Below are 17010 nucleotides of genomic sequence, written 5' to 3'. Positions count from 1 at the left end.
CATCCCTCATTCAGTTGTACAGGACGCGTGGACAACCGCGCGAGGCCGAAAGTCCCGGATAGGACAAGTCGGGCAAGTCAACCGGTCGGCCGGGCGGGGATGCGTCACCGTCGATGCCTTCTCACTGCTGACCGACCGTGCCTACCCTGTCGGCGAAACGGCTGATACCGCTGTGAGCGTAGAACTTTCCATGCTCTCCGCTCTGACGCGATCCTCGACGGAAGGCTGCAGGCATCCGCGTCGAATCGTTCCGCCGGGTCGGTAGCAGTGAAACCGTTGAAAAGTAGGTAATTCGATCGAGGACTGGCCGGCCATGAGATTGTTCGGTGTCAGGTGCGACTCTCCGGATCCGTCGACGAAGGAGCTGTATTGGAAGTCGGCGGGAGTCAGCACGCCCGCTGAAATCACCTGAACACGGTTGTATTGAAAACTTGTGCGTTCTAGGATTAGGTATGGCGACGGTCGAGCCCGACTCGGCGGTGCCGGGCGGATCCGGGACCCGCCGGTACCGCTCACCACTGCGTCGCATGCAGGCAGCGCAGACGCGGGCGGTCGTGCTCGAGGCCGCCACCCGGTTGTTCGCCGAGCGCGGCTGGGCCGGCACCGGAGTGCGGGATATCGCGCGGGCCGCGGAGGTTTCCGTCGAAACCGTCTACGCGACATTCGGATCCAAGGCCGACTTGTTGAAAGCGGCACTGGAGGTCGCCATCGTCGGCGATGACGCTCAGGTGCCGTTGGCCGACCGGCCCGTCTACACGGCGATCGGAACGGGGCGCACGACCGGTGACCGCATCGAGTCGGGTGCGCGCCTGATCGCCACGATCAACGAGCGCACCCACCGCCTGGCCGTGGCAATCCGCCAGGGTGCGACGACCGATACCACGCTCGCAGCGGTGGCCGCCGACCTGGAGGGGCAGCGCAGGCGCGCGGTCGCCGACGTCGCAGACCTGATCGTGGGTCGTCACGCCGATCCAGGTCAGGTCGACGAACTGTGGGTCCAGGCCCACGACCAGGTCTACGCCCTGCTTGTGGACGAATGCGGTTGGAGTCGCCTCCGCTACGAGTCATGGCTGATCGACCGCATCGAAGAAATCCTCGACCGCCCGGTGTGACACACCGGCGCCATTGTCTGGAGTAAGTCATGACAACCGACACTCTGCAACCTGTCGACACTCGCATCATGCGCATCGTCCACAACGCACTGCGCCGTGATATCGCTCGCTCTGCGCAGGTATTGCGCACAGCACCGCCGCCCGCGCAGACCCAACGGGTCGCTCTCGCAGATCATCTCGTGTGGATGATGCATTTCCTGCACCTGCACCACAGCGGTGAGGACCGTGGGCTGTGGCCGCTGGTCCGTGAGCTGAACCCGGACGCCGGGGCACTGCTCGACGCGATGGACGCCGACCATGCGCGGATCCGCCCCGAGATGGAGCGGGTCACCGCTGCGGCAACCGAATACCGTGTGCATCCGACTGCCCGAGACGGACTTTCGCATGCTCTCGCCGCTCTCGAACAGGTTCTGCTGCCGCATCTGCAGCGTGAGGAGGACGAGATGATGCCGGTCGTCGCCCGAACCCTGACCCGTCGTCGGTGGGACGACGTCGAAGAGCAGGTGTTCATCGCCTCGAAGACCAAGCGGGAGCTGGGGATCGAAGCTCACTGGATTGTCGACGGTGTCGATTGGGAAGACTACGACGTCACCGTTCACAAAGTCGGTCCCGCTACCCGGTTCATGTTGCTCCATGTGTTCAAGCGACCATATCGGCGGGCGTGTGCCGCTCGATGGGGCACCGACCTCGACGTGAGCCCCCGGATCCACCAGTCACCCCGCACCGAGGGCTCGGTGGAGGTGTGGATCGACGTCCCGGCACGGCAGCTGTACGACGTGGTCGCCGACGTCACCCGCATCAACGAACGCAGCCCCGAGTGCCGCAGTTGCGGCTGGCTACCGGGACGGTCGCCGGGGACCGTGGGCGCCCGATTCCGGGGACGCAATCGCGCACATCACATGCGATGGTCCCGGGTCTGCGAAGTGGCCGCGTCCGATCCGGGCAGGAAATTCGAATTCCACACCGTGTCGGATCGGCGCAACCCGCTGTACCACGACTCGACCACCTGGTCATACACCTTCAGGGCGGACGGTGACGGGACCCGGGTGACGCATTCGTATCGGATCGACGTACTGCCGTACCGCCCGCTGCTCTCGCTCTACGCACGCCTCCAGCCGCAGCACCGGGACATGCGGCCGCAGATGCGGCAGAATCTCGAGGCGCTGCGGCGGCAGGCACACGCGGGCGCGCCCACAGGGTCCCTGCCCCGAACGGCCTAGGAAGCATCGGCTTGCGCGCGGGGGCTCACGTCCGTTGCCTTATCCGGGTATGCGGGGTAGACCTGAGGTACGGATCCACGACAGACCAAGGTCGGACCGGAAGAGAAGATTCCACCTCTCGGTCGTGGCGCCCAGCACGAGTTGTAGGCACCCACGCAAAAGCACGGCCCACTAACTGGGCTCAGCGCGGTGGGCTTGCGTCAGGCGGGGGGATGCCCGACGCCGAGGCCACATTTGACCCCGCGCAACCATGCAGCTTGGTAACCAGATGTTCGTGCTCGCGGGCGGCGTCCCCTTGATCAGGGGCGCCGCCCGACGTATGTCTGTGGAACGTCCGCGTAGCTCTGCAGGCGGAGTACCCGATGGGTGCAGCGGAGACCCGGACGAGGTGATTCGATGGTGGCTATCGATTCCCACAGAAGGAGAGCACATGCTGGTGGCATTCAGCGTCAGCCCGATGGGCGGGGACTCCGACAGTGTCGGTGCTGCCGTCGCCGCGGCCGTGCGGGTGGTCCGCGAATCCGGGCTGCCCAACGAGACCACGTCGATGTTCACCACCGTCGAGGGTGAGTGGGACGAGGTAATGGCAGTCGTGAAGCGCGCGACAGACGTTCTGCTGGAACAGTTTCCGCGGGTCAGCCTGGTGCTGAAGGCGGATATCCGGCCGGCGCGCAGCGGTCAGCTGCGAGCGAAGGTCGAGACCGTGGAGCGTTACCTGGCCGACTGATCGTCCTCGCCGGCGTACCGGTGGGCGAGTTCTGTGCCGATTCGGGCGAGTTCGGCGCGGACCGCCCGCGGTTCGAGGACTTCGACCATCGAGCCCCAGCCGGCGAGGTTTCGGGCGATGTCCAACGGGGTCGGTGCGGCGAGGCGCACCCGGGCGCGACCGTCGTCACCCTCACCGTCGGGGTGGCAGTGCCGCCCGAAGTGGTCACGAAGAATCGGCACGAACCTGGCGTCGATGAGCACCGTCGCCCACGTCGTGGAACGCCGCTGCTCCACCTCGCCGACCACTTCGTCCCACGCCGCGGCGAGCGTGAAGTCGTCGGGGCGCTCGGCGGGTTGCTCCGTCGATTCGGCGTCGACGATCCGGTCGACCCGGAAGGTTCGCTGACCCCGTTCGGTGCCGGCGAGCAGGTACCAGACGTCGTCCTTGTCGACGAGACCCCACGGGTCGACGAGTCTGTCGGACCGCTGCCCGGCGCTGGTGGTGTAGGTCAGACGGACTTTCCGGCGCCGGATGACGGCGGCCTGCAGCAGGTCGACCATCTCGGGTCTGCGGCGGTCATGCTCGCCCCACCGGGTGGGGTCGATCATGGTGGCAGTGGCGGCGGCCTCGGCGTCGGCCCGGAAGGTCTGTGGCAGCGCCCGCACGAGTTTGCGCAGCGCCGCCTTGGCCTCTCCCGAGACGGCGGCGGCCGGTCCGACCAGCAGGGTCAGTGCCTGCGCCTCGGTGGCGGACAGCCCGCTGAGGTCGGTGCGAGCGCCGCCGAGGAGCGACCACCCGCCACCGCGCCCGGACTGCGGGTAGACCGGGATCCCCGCTGCGGACAACGCCTCCAGGTCTCGGCGCGCCGTGGCGACGGACACCTCGAGTTCCTCGGCGACTTCGGCGGCGGTCACCCGACCCCGGGATTGCATCAGCAGGAGGGTGGCGACGAGTCGGTCAGCGCGCATGCTCACAGTTTCCCTCGGAAAGTGCTCAATAGGTGAGCACTTTGAGTCGGAGGATGGATCTTGTCACCGACCGAGGAAAGGATCCACCCATGTTGCGAGGACTCACCACCGTCAGCTTCTACGCCGACGACCTGACGGCCGCCCGGGCCTGGTACACCGAACTGCTCGGAGTCGAGCCGTATTTCGTGCGCTCGGTGGCGGGGGCGCCCGCCTACATCGAGTTTCGGATCGGCGACTACCAGCACGAACTCGGCATCATCGACAGCCGATTTGCCGGACCGGACCGTTCGCGTGACGCCGAGAACACGATGACCTACTGGCACGTCGACGATGTGGAGGCGAGTGTCGAGCGGCTGCTGTCCCTGGGTGCCACCCTGCACGGGAAGCCGGTCGAGCGCGGGCCGGGATTCGTCACCGCGTCCGTGACCGACCCGTTCGGGAACATACTCGGCGTGATGTTCAATCAGCACTACCTGGACATTCTCGCGTCGAAGGCGGGGGTGTGACGTGGACACCGTCGTCGCTCGCACGGCCGCACAGTGGCGTGCATGGCTCTCGGAGAATTGCCGGTCCGAGAAGGAGGTCTGGCTGGTCATCCCCCACAAGGACAGCGGGAGGCCGAGCATCCGCTATCACGAGGCGATCGAACAGGCGCTGTGCTTCGGATGGATCGACGGCCTGCACCGCACACACGACGCCGACAGTTCGCGCCTGCGCTTCACGCCCCGCACCGCGCGCAGTTCCTGGAGCCGGGTCAACCGGCAGCGCGCGGCGAGCATGATCGAGCAGGGACTGATGACCGAGGCCGGTCAGGCGGCCATCGATCTGGCCAAGTCCAAGGGGACCTGGGAGAACGCGGCGAACGGCGACAACTCGGTGGTCCCCGGCGATCTGCGGGCAGCGTTCACGCGAAACGAGGTTGCACACGCGAACTTCGAGAAGTTTCCGCCGTCTTCGACACGGTTGATCCTGCAGTGGATAGCGTCAGCCAAGACGCCGGACACGAGGAAGCGGCGGATCGAACGGACGGTCACGCTGGCTGCGAGAAATCTGCGGGCCAACCATCCGGGTGTTCGGATCCGGGACGGTGTGCAGTAGTAGATCATTCCGGCGACCGGGAGAGAGGAGAATCGAATGGACTGGCCGCACGAACTCGCCGATCAGCTCGATTGGCACTGGGAGCATCAGTTGCGCCCACGGCTGGCGGGGCTGACCGACGACGAGTACTTCTGGGAGCCCGCCCCGGACTGCTGGAGTGTGCGGCCGAGAGGCCGCTCGCAGGCTCCCGTTCAGGCCGGCAGCGGCGAGTTCACCATCGATTTCGCCTTTCCCACGCCGGACCCGCCCCCGATCACGACCATCGCCTGGCGGCTCGGGCACATCGTCGTCGGCGTCTTCGGCATGCGGATCGGCAATCACTTCGGCGGGCCGGCCATGGACTATGAGACGTTCGACTACGCCGGCACCGCTGCGCAGGCGCTCACTCAGCTCGACGAGCAGTACGACGCCTGGTGTGAAGGCGTACGGGGCCTGGGGACCAGCGGTCTCGCCCAGCCGTGCGGGCCCAGCGAGGGACCGTTCGCGGACTACCCGATGGCGGCGCTGGTGTTGCACATCAATCGCGAGGTCATCCACCACGGTGCCGAAGTGGCGCTGCTGCGAGATCTGTACCTGCGACGACCGGCCTAGCGTTCGCCGGCGACGCGGGCGAGTCGGCGGACGAGAGTCCGCACGACCGGGCCGTAGGTGACGCCGAGCACCGCATCGAGCGGCCCCGGCGCGGACATCGTCATCGTGATCCGCGAACCGGTGCCGCGGGGCTCGACGAGGTGATCGAGCGTCATCGGTCCCACCCGCCACGTCCAGGAGCGGCCCGGTGTCTTGGCGGAGATGGATGCGGGAACCGGCACGATCCAGAGCAGTCGTGCCGCGCCGCATCTGCCGGCTTCGATTTCGGGGAATCCGAGACCCCACGCGCCGCGCACGTGCGGAGCCCACTCGGGCCAGCGCGACGGCCGTGCGACGAGCGCCCACATCGTGTCCACCGGGGCGTCGGAATCAGCTGAGAAGGAATGCGGCACGGGGGAGGAGTACCCGTTTTCGGCCCCGGCCGACAGCGCGGAGGGGGTGGACGTGAACAACGGGTGAATTGGGCCGTGTCGAGTTGCGTGTAACTCGCGGTACTGGCCACGCTTGTAGGGAACGGCGAGGGAGGGAGCCGATCATGCTCGTTCGTCTACCCGGGGTGTATCGCCCCCAGCGCGACACGTGGCTGCTCGCCGAGGCGCTGGCCGCCCGAGATCTCGGTCCGGGCACCCGTGTGCTCGATCTCTGCTGTGGCACAGGGGCGTTGAGTGTCGAGGCGTGCGCGGCGGGGGCCGGCTGGGTGACCGCGGTCGACGTGTCGCGCCGCGCCGCGATCAGTACGTGGCTCAACGCCAAACTGAACCGCCGGACCATCCGTGTGGTGCGGGGCGACCTGGTGGACGCCGTCCGGACGCTTCGATTCGACGTGGTGGTGGCCAACCCGCCCTACGCGCCCGCGACCGACGACGGAAGGCCGGGCCGGGTACTCGCGCGAGCCTGGGACGCCGGCGTCGACGGGCGCGCCGTACTCGACCGGATCTGCAGCGAAACCCCGGACCTCCTTGCTCCCGGCGGCACCCTGCTCCTCGTCCAGTCGACGCTCAACGGGGTGGACAAGACGCGGGCGATGCTGGAAGAGCGGGGACTGCGGGTGGACGTGGTCGCGTCGGAGGACGTGCCGTTCGGTCCCGCGCTCGCGTCCCGCACGAGGATGCTGGAGTCGCGGGAGCTGATCCGGCCCGGCCAGCGCACCGAGCGGATTGCGGTGCTGGCGGCGACCGACCTGCGGTCCGGCACCACCCGGCATCGACACACCCGACGCTGAAAGCCGCGCCCCGGCTATGGGTTGCGCGGTGGTGGTCGGCGAGTTCACCGGTTCGCCACCCCGTCGTCGAGGCTGGTGAAGCGCTGTCTGGCGCCGCGTGTAAAGTTTGCCGTTCGACGACGCCCAGCTTTCGAGGACCGCTGAACCACTACATGGCCAAGATCGATCGCAGCCGCACTGCCGCACTCACCCAAGCACCGACCCTGCACGAGCCGGATGCAGGCGTCCGGCGCACCGTGCTCCCCGGCGGGCTCCGGGTGGTCACCGAATACGTTCCCGGTGTCCGATCCGCGTCCGTGGGCGTCTGGGTGGGTGTCGGATCACGCGACGAGCAGCCCACCGTCGCCGGTGCGGCGCACTTCCTCGAGCACCTGCTGTTCAAGGCCACGCCGTCTCGCAGTGCTCTCGACATCGCGCAGGTGATGGACGGTGTCGGCGGCGAACTCAACGCCTTCACGTCCAAGGAGCACACCTGCTTCTACGCGCACGTGCTCGACGACGACCTGCCGCTCGCCATCGACCTCGTCAGTGACGTCGTCCTGCGCGGTCGCTGCCGGTCGTCCGACGTGGACGTGGAACGCCAGGTGGTCCTCGAAGAGATCTCGATGCGCGACGACGACCCGGAAGACCTCCTCGGCGACGCGTTCCTGACCGCCCTGTACGGCGACCATCCGGTGGGCAGGCCGGTGATCGGCAGCGTCGAATCCATCGAATCGATGACCCGCACCCAACTCCACTCGTTCCACGTGCGGCGCTACACGCCGCCGCGCATGGTGGTCGCCGTCGCCGGCAACGTGGAGCACGACCACACGGTCGAACTGGTGCGGCGCGCGTTCGCCGGGCACCTCGAATCGGCGTCCGAACCGGCTCCCCGCCGCGCCGGCACCCTGCGCCTGCGGACCGAACCGGCACTCAGCCTGACCAACCGGGACAGCGAACAGGTCCACCTCTCGCTCGGGGTGCGCGCGTTCGGGCGGCACGAGTCCCACCGCTGGGCACTGTCGGTACTCAACGCCGCTGTCGGCGGCGGGCTCAGTTCCCGGCTGTTCCAGGAAGTGCGGGAGATCCGCGGCCTGGCATATTCCGTGTACTCGGGCATCGACACGTTCTCCGACACGGGTGCGTTCTCGATCTACGCCGGGTGTCAGCCAGAGAACCTCGGCGAGGTCACCACGGTGATCCGCGAGGTGCTCTCGAACGTGGCCGCCGAGGGCATCACCGACGCCGAATGCGCCCGCGCCAAGGGTTCGCTGCGGGGCGGACTGGTTCTGGGGTTGGAGGATTCGGGTTCACGGATGCACCGCATCGGTCGCAGCGAGCTCAACTACGGCAATCACCGCAGTATCACTGAAACCCTGAGCAAGATCGACGCGGTCACCACCGACGAGGTGCGCGACGTCGCGAGGGTCCTGCTGCAGCGCCCGTTCGGCGCCGCCGTCGTCGGACCGTATCGTCGCAAGCGTGACCTGCCGGCCTCGGTGCGCGGCATCGTCCGGTAACGAGGATTCGCCGACCACCGACAGGAGCAGCCCGAGATGAAGATCCGTGGAGCGGTACTCGAGGAGATCGGGAGAACGCGCCCGTTCGCCGAGTCGGCGCCGATCTCGATCTCCGAGCTCGACCTCGACGAACCCGGTGCAGGCGAGATCCTCGTCCGGATCGAGGCCGCGGGTCTGTGCCACTCCGATCTGTCCGTCGTCGACGGCAACCGGGTGCGCCCGGTCCCGATGCTCCTCGGGCACGAGGCAGCGGGACGGATCACGCAACTCGGCGCCGGAGTCGACGACGTCAGGGTCGGGCAGCGCGTGGTCATGACGTTCCTTCCGCGCTGCGGGGAGTGTGAGGGCTGCGCCACGGACGGCCGCATGCCGTGCGTGCCCGGAACCAGCGCCAACAACGCCGGAACCCTGCTCGACGGGGGAGCGCGACTGCACCGCGGCGACGACCCCGTGCATCACCACCTCGGGGTGTCCGGATTCGCGACGCACGCCGTCGTCAACCGGCGGTCCGTCGTTCCCGTCGGCGACGACGTCCCCGCCGACGTGGCGGCCGTGCTCGGATGCGCCGTCCTCACCGGCGGCGGCGCCGTCCTCAACGCCGGCGATCCGCGTCCCGGCCAGGCGGTGATGGTCGTCGGGCTCGGCGGCGTGGGAATGGCCGCAATCCTGACCGCCGTCTCCCGGGGCGCCGGCGAGGTCATCGGCGTCGATGCCGTACCCGAGAAACTGCAGACCGCACGCGAACTCGGAGCGACGGCGGTCTACACCCCGGCGGAACTCGAGGAGGCCGGTGTCCGGGCGCCCATCGTCATCGAGGCCGCCGGAAACGCCCGCGCCTTCGAATCGGCCGTTCGCGCAACTGCTCCCGGCGGCAAGACGATCACCGTCGGACTGCCGTCCCCGGACGCGCGGTCGTCGATCTCCCCGCTCATCCTGGTGGCCGAGGCCCGCACGATCATCGGCAGCTACCTCGGCTCGGCCGTGCCGTCCCGGGACATCCCGATCTACGAGGACCTCTGGCGCTCCGGGAAGCTTCCCGTGGAGAAACTCATCTCCTCCCGCATCACGCTCGACGACATCAACCGCGGCATGGACGAACTCGCCGACGGAAAGGCGATCCGGCAGATCATCGTGTTCGACTGACCCGGCGGGTCGGCGCGGGCAGAATTCTGCCCATGAGGTTTCGCACCACCATCGAGTTGGGCGGCAAGACCGCGACCGGGTTCCGGATCCCGGAGAGCGTCGTCGCGGACCTGGGATCGGGCAAACGCCCCGCGGTCCGGATCACGATCGGCGGCTACACCTACCGCACCACGGTCGCACCGATGGGCGGCGTGTTCATGATTCCGCTCAGCGCCGAGAACCGGGTCGGTGCGGGCGTGGTGGCAGGCGACGAGGTGGATGTGGACGTCGAACTCGACACCGAACCCCGGATCGTCGCCATTCCGCCCGACTTCGCCGAGGCGCTCGACCGGCAGCCGGACGCGCGGAAGGCGTTCGACGCGCTGTCGTACAGCAATCAGCGCAGGCACGTGCTGTCGATCGAGGGCGCCAAGACGGACGAGACCCGGCAGCGCCGGATCGGCAAGGCCGTGGACACGCTGCGCGAGGGCTGAGGCGGGTTCGCGCGAACTCCGTCAGCGGGCGTCGCCCGGACGCCCCGTGACGTCTTCGACGGACAGTGCCGACAACGCGATCAGGCCGGCCAGAAAGCCCGCGCGCTCCCGCCCCGGCAACCTGGCGAGCAGTCGCTCCTCGCCCCGCCGGATCGCTGCCTGCGCCGAATCGCGCACCCGATGCCCGTCCGGGGTCAGCGACAGCAGCCGGGCCCGGCGGTCCGCGGGATCGCGCTGCCGGTCGATCAGACCGCGATCTTGCAGTTCGTCGAGCACGCCGATGATCCGGGTCTTGTCGGCGCCGATCGCCTCCGCGAGCGCGGCCTGGGTGCGGAGCGGGTGCTCGTCGAGTGCCAGGAGCACGACGTAGCCCCACATGGTCAGCCCGTGCTCTGCGAGCACGGGGAGTTCCGCCGCCACCAGCGCCCGGTTCAGGGCGGTCGTCATGGCGGCGAGGTCGGGGCGGGTGCGCTCGTGCTGTCCGTTCGTCGGGTCGGGGCTCGGCATATCGCAGAAAGTACACCTTGACCGATCATCTACCCGAGTAGATGATAAGCAGGAGCTTATTAATTCGATTCGGAGGACGAGGTGCCAACGATGAATGTGGACGAGGTCCGGCGCTGGGATGCCCGCGCCGTGGAGGCGAGTGTGGAGATCGTGTCGCACGTGACGAGCCGCGACCTGCAGCGCGCGACACCGTGCGCGCAGTGGACCCTCGGCGAACTGTTGGCCCACATGACGGTGCAGCACCTGGGGTTCGCCGCAGCGGCCGCGGGCAACGGGCCCGACCTGTCGCACTGGCGGCCGCACGCGTCGGCCGACCCCGTTGCCGGCTACCGCGCGGCGGCGGACGCCGTCATCGGGGCCTTCGCCCGCGACGGCGTCGGGGAGCGGCAGTTCTGGCTGCCGGAGATCAGCACGGAGTTCCCGTTCCCCGCGGCCACCGCCGTCGGGTTCCACTTCCTCGACTACGTCGTCCATTCGTGGGACGTCGCACGGTCACTCGGGCTTGACTTCGTACCCGAATCCGGCATGGTGGCCGCGGTTCTCCCCATCGCGCGCCTGGTGCCGGACGGTGCGGACCGACTGCGCGAAGGCGCCGCGTTCGCGCCCGGACTGCCCGCCGGCGCCGACTCCGCCGATTTCGACGCCGTCCTGTCGCTGCTCGGCCGGTCATCGCAGTGGCACGCCGAATACGAGACCCGCCGGGTGTGAGGACGAGACGCAGGTCTCCCGCGCCGCCCCTGCGCAGCGGTCGGCACCCGGCGATTGCGTAGGCTTTCGGGCGAATCGTTGTGACTGGACGGAGCGTGGAGAAGTGAGCGCAGCAGCACCCATCAGGGTCGGGGTTCTCGGGGCCAAGGGCAAGGTCGGCCGGGCGATCTGCGAGGCGGTGGAGCAGGCGCCGGACCTCGAACTCGTCGCGAAGGTCGACCACGGCGACCGGCTCGAGTCGTTCGTCGAGGCCGGAACACAGGTCGTCGTCGACTTCACCCACCCCGACGTGGTGATGGACAACCTGAAGTTCCTCGTCTCCAACGGCATTCATGCCGTAGTGGGCACCACCGGGTTCGACGACACCAGGCTCGACACCGTGCGGTCGTGGCTGACCGAGCGCCCCGAGGCCGGGGTCCTGATCGCCCCCAACTTCGCGATCGGCGCCGTCCTCTCCATGCGCTTCGCCGAGGCGGCAGCACGATTCTTCGATTCCGTCGAGGTCATCGAGCTGCACCACCCCAACAAGGCGGATGCGCCGTCCGGCACCGCCTACCGGACCGCCGCCCTCATCTCGGAGGCACGCCGCAAGGCCGGCGTCGGACCGAGCCCCGACGCCACCACCACCGAGCTGGATGGGGCGCGCGGTGCCGACGTGGATGGCGTGCGGGTGCATTCTGTGCGGCTGGCAGGTCTGGTCGCACATCAGGAGGTCATCCTCGGCACGCAGGGCGAGACGCTGACCATCCGCCACGATTCGATCGACCGCAACTCCTTCGCCCCCGGCGTCCTGCTCGGTGTGCGGGAGATCGGCAACCGCCCGGGGCTCACCGTCGGTATCGACCCCCTTCTCGACCTGTGAAGGACGGCTCGACCAGGACCGTCGTCACGATCGGACTGCTGGTCGCTGCCCTGGCGTTCTACTTCGTCCTGCTCGGGCAGCGCGGCATCGAACTGATCCAGGACGGCGGGGTAGCGGCGATCGGGCTGGGCATCGGCGTCCTGATCCTGCCGTTCCTGGGCGCCTGGATCGTCTACGCCACGCTGCGTGCCGGATTCCAGCACCAGCACCTGTCCCGCCGCATCGCCGAGGAGCGACTCGACCTGGACGTCTCCGATCTGCCGAAGCGTCCGTCGGGCCGCATCGACCGGGACGCGGCCGACGCACTGTTCCAGCAGGTCAAGTCCGAATGGGAAGCAGACCCGGACAACTGGCGGAACTCGTACCGGCTCGCGCGCGCCTACGACTACGCCGGCGACCGCGGACGGGCACGGGAAACGATGAAACGAGCCGTGGAACTCGAACGCGTCGAACGGGAAGCCGGGTCCGGCCGGTAGGGCGCGGAACCGGTCGTACGCTGACGACTGTGAAGTCGCTACTCGTCGTCCACCACACGCCGTCGCCGGTGACCCGTGAGTGCCTCGAAGCCGTGCTGAAAGGCGCCCGGGACCCCGACATCGACGGGGTCGAGGTGAAGTCGATCCCCGCACTCGGCGCGACCGTCCCCGACGTCCTCGAAGCCGACGGATTCCTGTTCGGGACCTCCGCCAACTTCGGCTACATGTCCGGTGCGCTGAAGCACTTCTTCGACACCGTCTACTACCCGTGCCTCGACGCGGTCGCCGGACGTCCCTACGGGCTCTGGGTGCACGGCAACAACGACACCGCCGGGGCCGTGAAGTCGGTGCAGAAGATCGTGACCGGGCTGGCGCTCACCCAGGTCGCCGAGATCCTGGAACTGACCGGATCCCTCGACGCGAGCGCGCGTGAGCGGTTGTACGAACTCGGTGCGACGGTGGCGGTCACGCTGGCCGAGGACGCCTGACCGCGTCGCCGTCGACTGTGTCGGTGGCCGATGGCAAGCTTCGGGCATGCGTGAGATGACCGCCGCCGCTGCCCGGAGATCGGCGCTCTGGGCGCAGGGGTTCGCCGACCGGAAGCCTGCCGGTGCACCGACGCGCAGGCACGTCCGATCGGTTCTCGACCGCGTGCGGTTGTTCCAGATCGACTCGGTGTCGGTGGCTGTGCGCGCCCACTACGTCCCGCTGTTCAGTCGCCTCGGGGTGTACGACCGCGGGCTGGTCGATTCGGCGGCGTGGTCGCATTCCGCCCGCGCGCCCCGCATGCTGGCGGAGTACTGGGCGCACGAGGCGGCGTTCATCCCGGTCGAGGACTGGCCCCTGCTGCGCTGGCGGATGCACCGGTACCGGCACGGACGCTGGTCCGGCGAATCCCGGGTACTCGACCGCAATCCCACGCTCGCCGCCGACGTGCTCGACGTGATCGGCGCCGTCGGTGCGTGCAGCGCGGGCGACGTGGAGAAGCATCTCGAGGTCGACCGGCCCGACCGCAAGGGTCCGTGGTGGGATCGCAGCGACACCAAGGTGGTGTGCGAGCAGTTGTTCGCGTCCGGCGCGCTGGCGGTCGACAAGCGCGTCGCCTTCACCCGTCACTACGACCTCACCGAACGGGTCCTGCCGAAAGCGGTCCTCGCCGAGGATGTTTCGGAGGAGGACGCCGTTCGTGGCCTGGTGCAGCGGTCCGCGCGGGCCCTCGGTGTGGCCACCGAACCCGATCTGCGCGACTACTACCGGCTGTCGCCGGCGCAGAGCGCCGCGGCCGTCGAGGACCTCGTCGAGGACGGAGTGCTCGAACGGGTCGGGGTCCGGGGCTGGGAGGCACCGGCATTCGTCCACCGCGACGTCCGGGTTCCCCGCAAGGTGGAGGGGGCGGCGCTGCTGTGTCCGTTCGATCCGCTGGTCTTCTGCCGTCCCCGCACCGAGCGGGTATTCGACTTCCGGTACCGCCTCGAGATCTATACCCCCGCGCACAAACGTGTCCACGGCTACTACGTCTTCCCGTTCCTGCTGAACGGTGAACTGGTCGCGAGGGTCGATCTCAAGGCCGACCGCGCGTCGGGAACGCTGGAAGTGCGATCCGCGTTCGTCGAACCCGACCGGAGTCCGGGGCACGTGGTGGAGGCGCTGGTTCCGGAACTGCGAAGAATGGCAACGTGGTTGGGCCTGGACGACGTCCGGGTGGACGATCGCGGCAACCTCGGTGCCCTCCTCGCGGCCGAGGCGTCACGGCCGCGAGGAGGGTAGAGGGCCTACAGGCTCTCGACGAACTTCGTCAGGCCCTTGCTCGCGGTCTCGAGCGCCGTCTTCTGCGCCTTCTTCACGAGGAACCCCGGCAGCGGAATCTTCGGGTCGACCGTCAACTCGAACGTCACCTTGGTGCCTGCGCCGGACTCGGTGAGGACGTACGACCCGTCCTGAGCGTTCTGCTGGCCGCTCTCGACGAGGTGCCACGACACCGTGTTGTCGCCCTCGAACGTGTAGTCGACGACCTGCTCGTCGCTGATCCCGAGGATGGAGACACTCATCCGGACTCGGTGGGGGCGGCCGTCGTCGTGTGTGCTCTCGATGGTGACCGACTTGTGGGCCGAGGACCACTCGGGCAGGCGATCCACCGCAGCGATCGCGGCCATCACCGTGGCCGGATCGGCCTTGATCTCGAATTCCTTGACGCCGGAAACGGCCATGTTCTTCGCTCCTTCGAGCCCGTGGCGACTCTCACCGTGTGGCTGATGCGACGTAATTACATCACCGCCGCCGACGGGCGCGTGGAGTGAGTGCACCGCCGCTCAGAAATCGCCTCTCCCGTTCCGTCGCATCTGGTCCTTGAGCGCGCCCTGGACCGCTTGCGACACCCAGGAATTGAGCGACACCCCGTTCTGGGAGGCGGCCTCCTCGGCCTTCGACTTGATCTGATCCATGAGACGCAGGGTGACGCGGCTGATGTCACCGGTGACGTCATCAAAGGCGGCACCGAGGTCCTCGGCGGTGGCGGTGCGTTCGCCGTCCGGCCCGGGCTGGGCGGGGGTGCGGTGCACGTCGACCGCCACCTCGCTGCCGTCCAGGCGCACACCGACGGTGCGATTGCCGAGTTCGGAAGACACCTCGCCGGCAAAGTCGGTGAGCGCCGAGAGAAGAAGCAGGCGCGCGGCGGGTTCGACCGCGGCGGCGAGCGCCGCAGCGGTCGCCCGAGTCTGCTCGTCGCCGAGTGCGGCTGCTGCGTTCAGGTCGTCTCGCAGCCGGGAGACGTAGATGCCGAGGTCCATGACGCCATCATGACGTCAAGAGTGACGTCAGTCAAGAAGTCGTGACTTCAGTTTGGTGATGTCACCGTCGGACAGTTTCAGTCCCTCCGACACGTACGCGTCGAAGCTGCCGTACGTGGCGACGGCCGTGTCGAAGGCGCTGTCGAGCCAGGCCTGGTCGACACCGTCCAACCCCGGATGTTCCGGGTCGGCGCCGCGATAGGTGTTACTGAGCAGATAGTCCGCGTTCACCGTCTCGCGCGGGACTCCCAGGACGGTGAGCAGCACGGCCGTCGCCCACCCGGTGCGGTCCTTGCCCGCGCTGCAGTGATAGATCACCGCGCCGTCCGATTCCGCGATGTCGTGCAGAACCGCAGAGAACGCCTCGTTCGCCCCCCCCGGGCCCGTCACGAAGGCGCGGTAGGCGGCGGGCATGTCGACCAGGGTGGTGATCGGCGACTGCCCCAGAACGTCGTACCAGTGCCCGTCCGCTCCGGCCGGAAGCCGGTCCGGCGCGAGAGCCCGCTCGTACGTCGTGCGGAGATCGTCGACGACCGTCACGTTCGAGGATTCGAGCTGCGCGAGGTCACGCGGAGTCAGCCTGTCCAGCGCATCCGTGCGGAACACCACACCGGAACGCACCACGCCGCCGTCGGCCGTCGGGTATCCACCGATGTCGCGGGCGTTGCGGGCCACTGCGGTACTGCACAGGAAAGTCTCCCTCGCGGATCCAGAGCACCACGAAACTGTGGGCGAGACGAGACTGGCACGCGCAGGTGAACGCGGGGGAGCCGGGCCGGGGCACGCCGCGCCCCACGCCGGCGCTGCGACTAGGGTCGATGCATTCAGGAGGGACTCCCGACCAGGGAGTTCGGTAGGAGGATCAGCGCAGTGCCGCAGACCGTGCCGCTCAGGGTGCAACTCGTCGCGAAGACGGAGTTCTTTCCACCGGCGGACATCCCGTGGGAGACGGACGCCGACGGCGGTGAAGCGCTGGCGGAATTCGCGGGCCGGGCGTGCTACCAGAGCTGGTCCAAACCCAACCCCCGCACCGCGACCAACGCCGGCTACCTGCGCCATCTGCTCGAGGTCGGGCACGAGTCGGTCCTCGAACACGGCACCGTCAGCTTCTACATCACCGGCATCTCGCGGTCCTGCACCCACGAGCTGATCCGGCACCGCCACTTCTCCTACTCACAGCTGTCCCAGCGCTTCGTGCGGGAGAACGACGGGAAGGTCGTCGTCCCGCCGGCGATCGCCGGCGACCCGGAACTCGAGGAGCTGTTCGCGAAGGCCACCGACGCCAGCCGGACGGCGTACGCCGAACTGCTCGAGGCCCTCGAATCGAAACTGGCCGACACGTCCAGCGTGCCGCTGCGCAACAAGCAGGCGAGGCAGGCCGCGAGGGCCGTCCTGCCCAACGCGACGGAGACCCGGGTGGTGGTCACCGGCAATTACCGGGCCTGGCGGCACTTCGTCTCCATGCGGGCCACCGAGCACGCCGACGTGGAGATTCGCCGTGTCGCGGTCGAGTGCCTGCGGCAGCTGCAAGCGGCCGCACCGAATGTCTTCGGCGACTTCGAGGTACTGGACTGGGGCGACGGCACGGAGGTGGCGAGGAGCACGTTTTCCGCCGACGCGTGACTGGTGTGCAAAA

Annotated in this window: 22 protein-coding genes; 16 read left to right on the top strand and 6 right to left on the bottom strand. The window is 68.4% G+C overall.

Features of this window, described 5'->3' with window-relative positions; genetic code table 11:
• Positions 1-452 precede the first annotated feature (452 nt).
• The 3 genes from JWS13_RS07890 (at position 453) to JWS13_RS07880 (ending at position 3059) form a co-directional block, all read left to right on the top strand.
• Entirely contained in the window at positions 453-1112 is a 660-nt protein-coding gene (locus JWS13_RS07890) for a TetR/AcrR family transcriptional regulator (RefSeq protein WP_206005192.1), read from the top strand.
• Positions 1113-1141: 29 nt separating this feature from the next.
• A complete protein-coding gene (locus tag JWS13_RS07885) occupies positions 1142-2332 on the top strand; it encodes a hemerythrin domain-containing protein (RefSeq protein ID WP_206005191.1) in 1191 nt (396 codons plus the stop codon).
• Positions 2333-2762: 430 nt separating this feature from the next.
• On the top strand, positions 2763-3059 hold the full coding sequence (locus JWS13_RS07880) for an MTH1187 family thiamine-binding protein (protein WP_206005190.1): 297 nt from the start codon (positions 2763-2765) through the stop codon (positions 3057-3059).
• On the opposite strand, the gene JWS13_RS07875 is transcribed toward JWS13_RS07880, so the two are convergent.
• On the bottom strand, positions 3044-4009 hold the full coding sequence (locus JWS13_RS07875) for a helix-turn-helix transcriptional regulator (RefSeq protein WP_206005189.1): 966 nt from the start codon (positions 4007-4009) through the stop codon (positions 3044-3046). The genes JWS13_RS07880 and JWS13_RS07875 overlap by 16 nt on opposite strands.
• An 89-nt stretch (positions 4010-4098) precedes the next feature.
• On the opposite strand from JWS13_RS07875, the gene JWS13_RS07870 reads away from it, so the two are divergent.
• The 3 genes from JWS13_RS07870 to JWS13_RS07860 are packed head-to-tail and all read left to right on the top strand — an operon-like array spanning position 4099 to position 5698.
• Positions 4099-4515, top strand: coding sequence for a VOC family protein (locus JWS13_RS07870; RefSeq protein ID WP_206005188.1), 417 nt, complete (start codon positions 4099-4101; stop codon positions 4513-4515).
• Position 4516: 1 nt separating this feature from the next.
• Positions 4517-5107 carry a YdeI/OmpD-associated family protein gene (locus tag JWS13_RS07865; protein ID WP_206005187.1) on the top strand — a complete coding sequence of 197 codons (591 nt, stop codon included), beginning with the start codon at positions 4517-4519 and terminating at the stop codon, positions 5105-5107.
• A gap of 36 nt (positions 5108-5143) precedes the next feature.
• Positions 5144-5698 carry a DinB family protein gene (locus JWS13_RS07860; protein ID WP_206005186.1) on the top strand — a complete coding sequence of 185 codons (555 nt, stop codon included), beginning with the start codon at positions 5144-5146 and terminating at the stop codon, positions 5696-5698.
• Here JWS13_RS07860 and JWS13_RS07855 read toward each other — a convergent pair.
• A complete protein-coding gene (locus JWS13_RS07855) occupies positions 5695-6150 on the bottom strand; it encodes an SRPBCC family protein (protein WP_241032131.1) in 456 nt (151 codons plus the stop codon). The two genes, JWS13_RS07860 and JWS13_RS07855, sit on opposite strands and share 4 nt — an antisense overlap.
• An 83-nt stretch (positions 6151-6233) precedes the next feature.
• Here JWS13_RS07855 and JWS13_RS07850 point away from each other — a divergent pair, with 83 nt between their 5' ends.
• The 4 genes from JWS13_RS07850 (at position 6234) to JWS13_RS07835 (ending at position 10035) form a co-directional block, all read left to right on the top strand.
• Positions 6234-6920 (top strand): HemK2/MTQ2 family protein methyltransferase, encoded by a 687-nt coding sequence (locus JWS13_RS07850; protein ID WP_206005185.1) that lies wholly within the window; start codon positions 6234-6236, stop codon positions 6918-6920.
• Between the two features lie 152 nt (positions 6921-7072).
• Positions 7073-8419 carry a M16 family metallopeptidase gene (locus JWS13_RS07845; RefSeq protein WP_124392872.1) on the top strand — a complete coding sequence of 449 codons (1347 nt, stop codon included), beginning with the start codon at positions 7073-7075 and terminating at the stop codon, positions 8417-8419.
• A gap of 36 nt (positions 8420-8455) precedes the next feature.
• Positions 8456-9562, top strand: a complete 1107-nt coding sequence (locus JWS13_RS07840) for an alcohol dehydrogenase catalytic domain-containing protein (RefSeq protein ID WP_206005184.1) — start codon at positions 8456-8458, stop codon at positions 9560-9562.
• 32 nt (positions 9563-9594) lie between these two features.
• Positions 9595-10035: a YdeI/OmpD-associated family protein gene (locus JWS13_RS07835; protein WP_206005183.1), complete on the top strand. Its 441-nt coding sequence runs from the start codon at positions 9595-9597 to the stop codon at positions 10033-10035.
• Positions 10036-10056: 21 nt separating this feature from the next.
• On the opposite strand, the gene JWS13_RS07830 is transcribed toward JWS13_RS07835, so the two are convergent.
• Positions 10057-10542, bottom strand: a complete 486-nt coding sequence (locus tag JWS13_RS07830; RefSeq protein ID WP_206005182.1) for a MarR family winged helix-turn-helix transcriptional regulator — start codon at positions 10540-10542, stop codon at positions 10057-10059.
• Between the two features lie 90 nt (positions 10543-10632).
• Here JWS13_RS07830 and JWS13_RS07825 point away from each other — a divergent pair, with 90 nt between their 5' ends.
• The 5 genes from JWS13_RS07825 to JWS13_RS07805 all read left to right on the top strand — a co-directional run bounded on the left by JWS13_RS07825 (position 10633) and on the right by JWS13_RS07805 (position 14355).
• A complete protein-coding gene (locus tag JWS13_RS07825; protein WP_206005181.1) occupies positions 10633-11250 on the top strand; it encodes a TIGR03086 family metal-binding protein in 618 nt (205 codons plus the stop codon).
• Between the two features lie 103 nt (positions 11251-11353).
• A complete protein-coding gene (gene dapB / locus JWS13_RS07820) occupies positions 11354-12112 on the top strand; it encodes a 4-hydroxy-tetrahydrodipicolinate reductase (RefSeq protein WP_206005180.1) in 759 nt (252 codons plus the stop codon).
• Positions 12109-12588 carry a hypothetical protein gene (locus JWS13_RS07815; protein WP_124392878.1) on the top strand — a complete coding sequence of 160 codons (480 nt, stop codon included), beginning with the start codon at positions 12109-12111 and terminating at the stop codon, positions 12586-12588. Before dapB ends, JWS13_RS07815 begins: the two co-directional genes overlap by 4 nt.
• 29 nt (positions 12589-12617) lie before the next feature.
• Complete coding sequence (locus tag JWS13_RS07810) at positions 12618-13076, top strand: flavodoxin family protein (RefSeq protein WP_160101486.1); 459 nt, start codon at positions 12618-12620, stop codon at positions 13074-13076.
• A gap of 46 nt (positions 13077-13122) precedes the next feature.
• Complete coding sequence (locus JWS13_RS07805; protein ID WP_206005179.1) at positions 13123-14355, top strand: winged helix-turn-helix domain-containing protein; 1233 nt, start codon at positions 13123-13125, stop codon at positions 14353-14355.
• Between the two features lie 5 nt (positions 14356-14360).
• Here JWS13_RS07805 and JWS13_RS07800 read toward each other — a convergent pair whose 3' ends face one another.
• From JWS13_RS07800 to JWS13_RS07790, 3 genes are all read right to left on the bottom strand, one after another.
• The gene (locus JWS13_RS07800) at positions 14361-14795 is read right to left on the bottom strand and encodes an SRPBCC family protein (RefSeq protein WP_015890414.1); all 435 of its coding nucleotides are present in this window, start codon (positions 14793-14795) and stop codon (positions 14361-14363) included.
• A 102-nt stretch (positions 14796-14897) separates the two neighbouring features.
• Positions 14898-15374: a toxin-antitoxin system HicB family antitoxin gene (locus tag JWS13_RS07795; RefSeq protein ID WP_124392881.1), complete on the bottom strand. Its 477-nt coding sequence runs from the start codon at positions 15372-15374 to the stop codon at positions 14898-14900.
• A gap of 27 nt (positions 15375-15401) precedes the next feature.
• Positions 15402-16049, bottom strand: coding sequence for a tyrosine-protein phosphatase (locus JWS13_RS07790; RefSeq protein WP_241032130.1), 648 nt, complete (start codon positions 16047-16049; stop codon positions 15402-15404).
• 195 nt (positions 16050-16244) lie between these two features.
• Between JWS13_RS07790 and thyX the strand changes: the two genes are divergently transcribed.
• Positions 16245-16997 carry an FAD-dependent thymidylate synthase gene (gene thyX, locus JWS13_RS07785; RefSeq protein WP_206005178.1) on the top strand — a complete coding sequence of 251 codons (753 nt, stop codon included), beginning with the start codon at positions 16245-16247 and terminating at the stop codon, positions 16995-16997.
• The last annotated feature ends 13 nt before the right edge of the window (positions 16998-17010 follow it).

The organism is Rhodococcus pseudokoreensis, from assembly GCF_017068395.1.
GTDB lineage: Bacteria > Actinomycetota > Actinomycetes > Mycobacteriales > Mycobacteriaceae > Rhodococcus_F > Rhodococcus_F pseudokoreensis.
The sequence above is the reverse complement of the archived record's forward strand: the minus strand, read 5'-3'. Positions and strand labels throughout refer to the sequence as shown.

Bases quoted from the DNA above. Each gene is read 5' to 3' on its own strand.
- JWS13_RS07875 (WP_206005189.1), bottom strand. From the start codon at position 4,009: ATGCGCGCTGACCGACTCGTCGCCACCCTCCTGCTGATGCAATCCCGG.
- JWS13_RS07840 (WP_206005184.1), top strand. From the start codon at position 8,456: ATGAAGATCCGTGGAGCGGTACTCGAGGAGATCGGGAGAACGCGCCCG.
- JWS13_RS07885 (WP_206005191.1), top strand. From the start codon at position 1,142: ATGACAACCGACACTCTGCAACCTGTCGACACTCGCATCATGCGCATC.
- JWS13_RS07800 (WP_015890414.1), bottom strand. From the start codon at position 14,795: ATGGCCGTTTCCGGCGTCAAGGAATTCGAGATCAAGGCCGATCCGGCC.
- JWS13_RS07835 (WP_206005183.1), top strand. From the start codon at position 9,595: ATGAGGTTTCGCACCACCATCGAGTTGGGCGGCAAGACCGCGACCGGG.
- JWS13_RS07825 (WP_206005181.1), top strand. From the start codon at position 10,633: ATGAATGTGGACGAGGTCCGGCGCTGGGATGCCCGCGCCGTGGAGGCG.
- JWS13_RS07795 (WP_124392881.1), bottom strand. From the start codon at position 15,374: ATGGACCTCGGCATCTACGTCTCCCGGCTGCGAGACGACCTGAACGCA.
- JWS13_RS07890 (WP_206005192.1), top strand. From the start codon at position 453: ATGGCGACGGTCGAGCCCGACTCGGCGGTGCCGGGCGGATCCGGGACC.
- JWS13_RS07870 (WP_206005188.1), top strand. From the start codon at position 4,099: ATGTTGCGAGGACTCACCACCGTCAGCTTCTACGCCGACGACCTGACG.
- JWS13_RS07880 (WP_206005190.1), top strand. From the start codon at position 2,763: ATGCTGGTGGCATTCAGCGTCAGCCCGATGGGCGGGGACTCCGACAGT.
- JWS13_RS07805 (WP_206005179.1), top strand. From the start codon at position 13,123: ATGCGTGAGATGACCGCCGCCGCTGCCCGGAGATCGGCGCTCTGGGCG.
- JWS13_RS07830 (WP_206005182.1), bottom strand. From the start codon at position 10,542: ATGCCGAGCCCCGACCCGACGAACGGACAGCACGAGCGCACCCGCCCC.
- JWS13_RS07860 (WP_206005186.1), top strand. From the start codon at position 5,144: ATGGACTGGCCGCACGAACTCGCCGATCAGCTCGATTGGCACTGGGAG.
- JWS13_RS07850 (WP_206005185.1), top strand. From the start codon at position 6,234: ATGCTCGTTCGTCTACCCGGGGTGTATCGCCCCCAGCGCGACACGTGG.
- JWS13_RS07845 (WP_124392872.1), top strand. From the start codon at position 7,073: ATGGCCAAGATCGATCGCAGCCGCACTGCCGCACTCACCCAAGCACCG.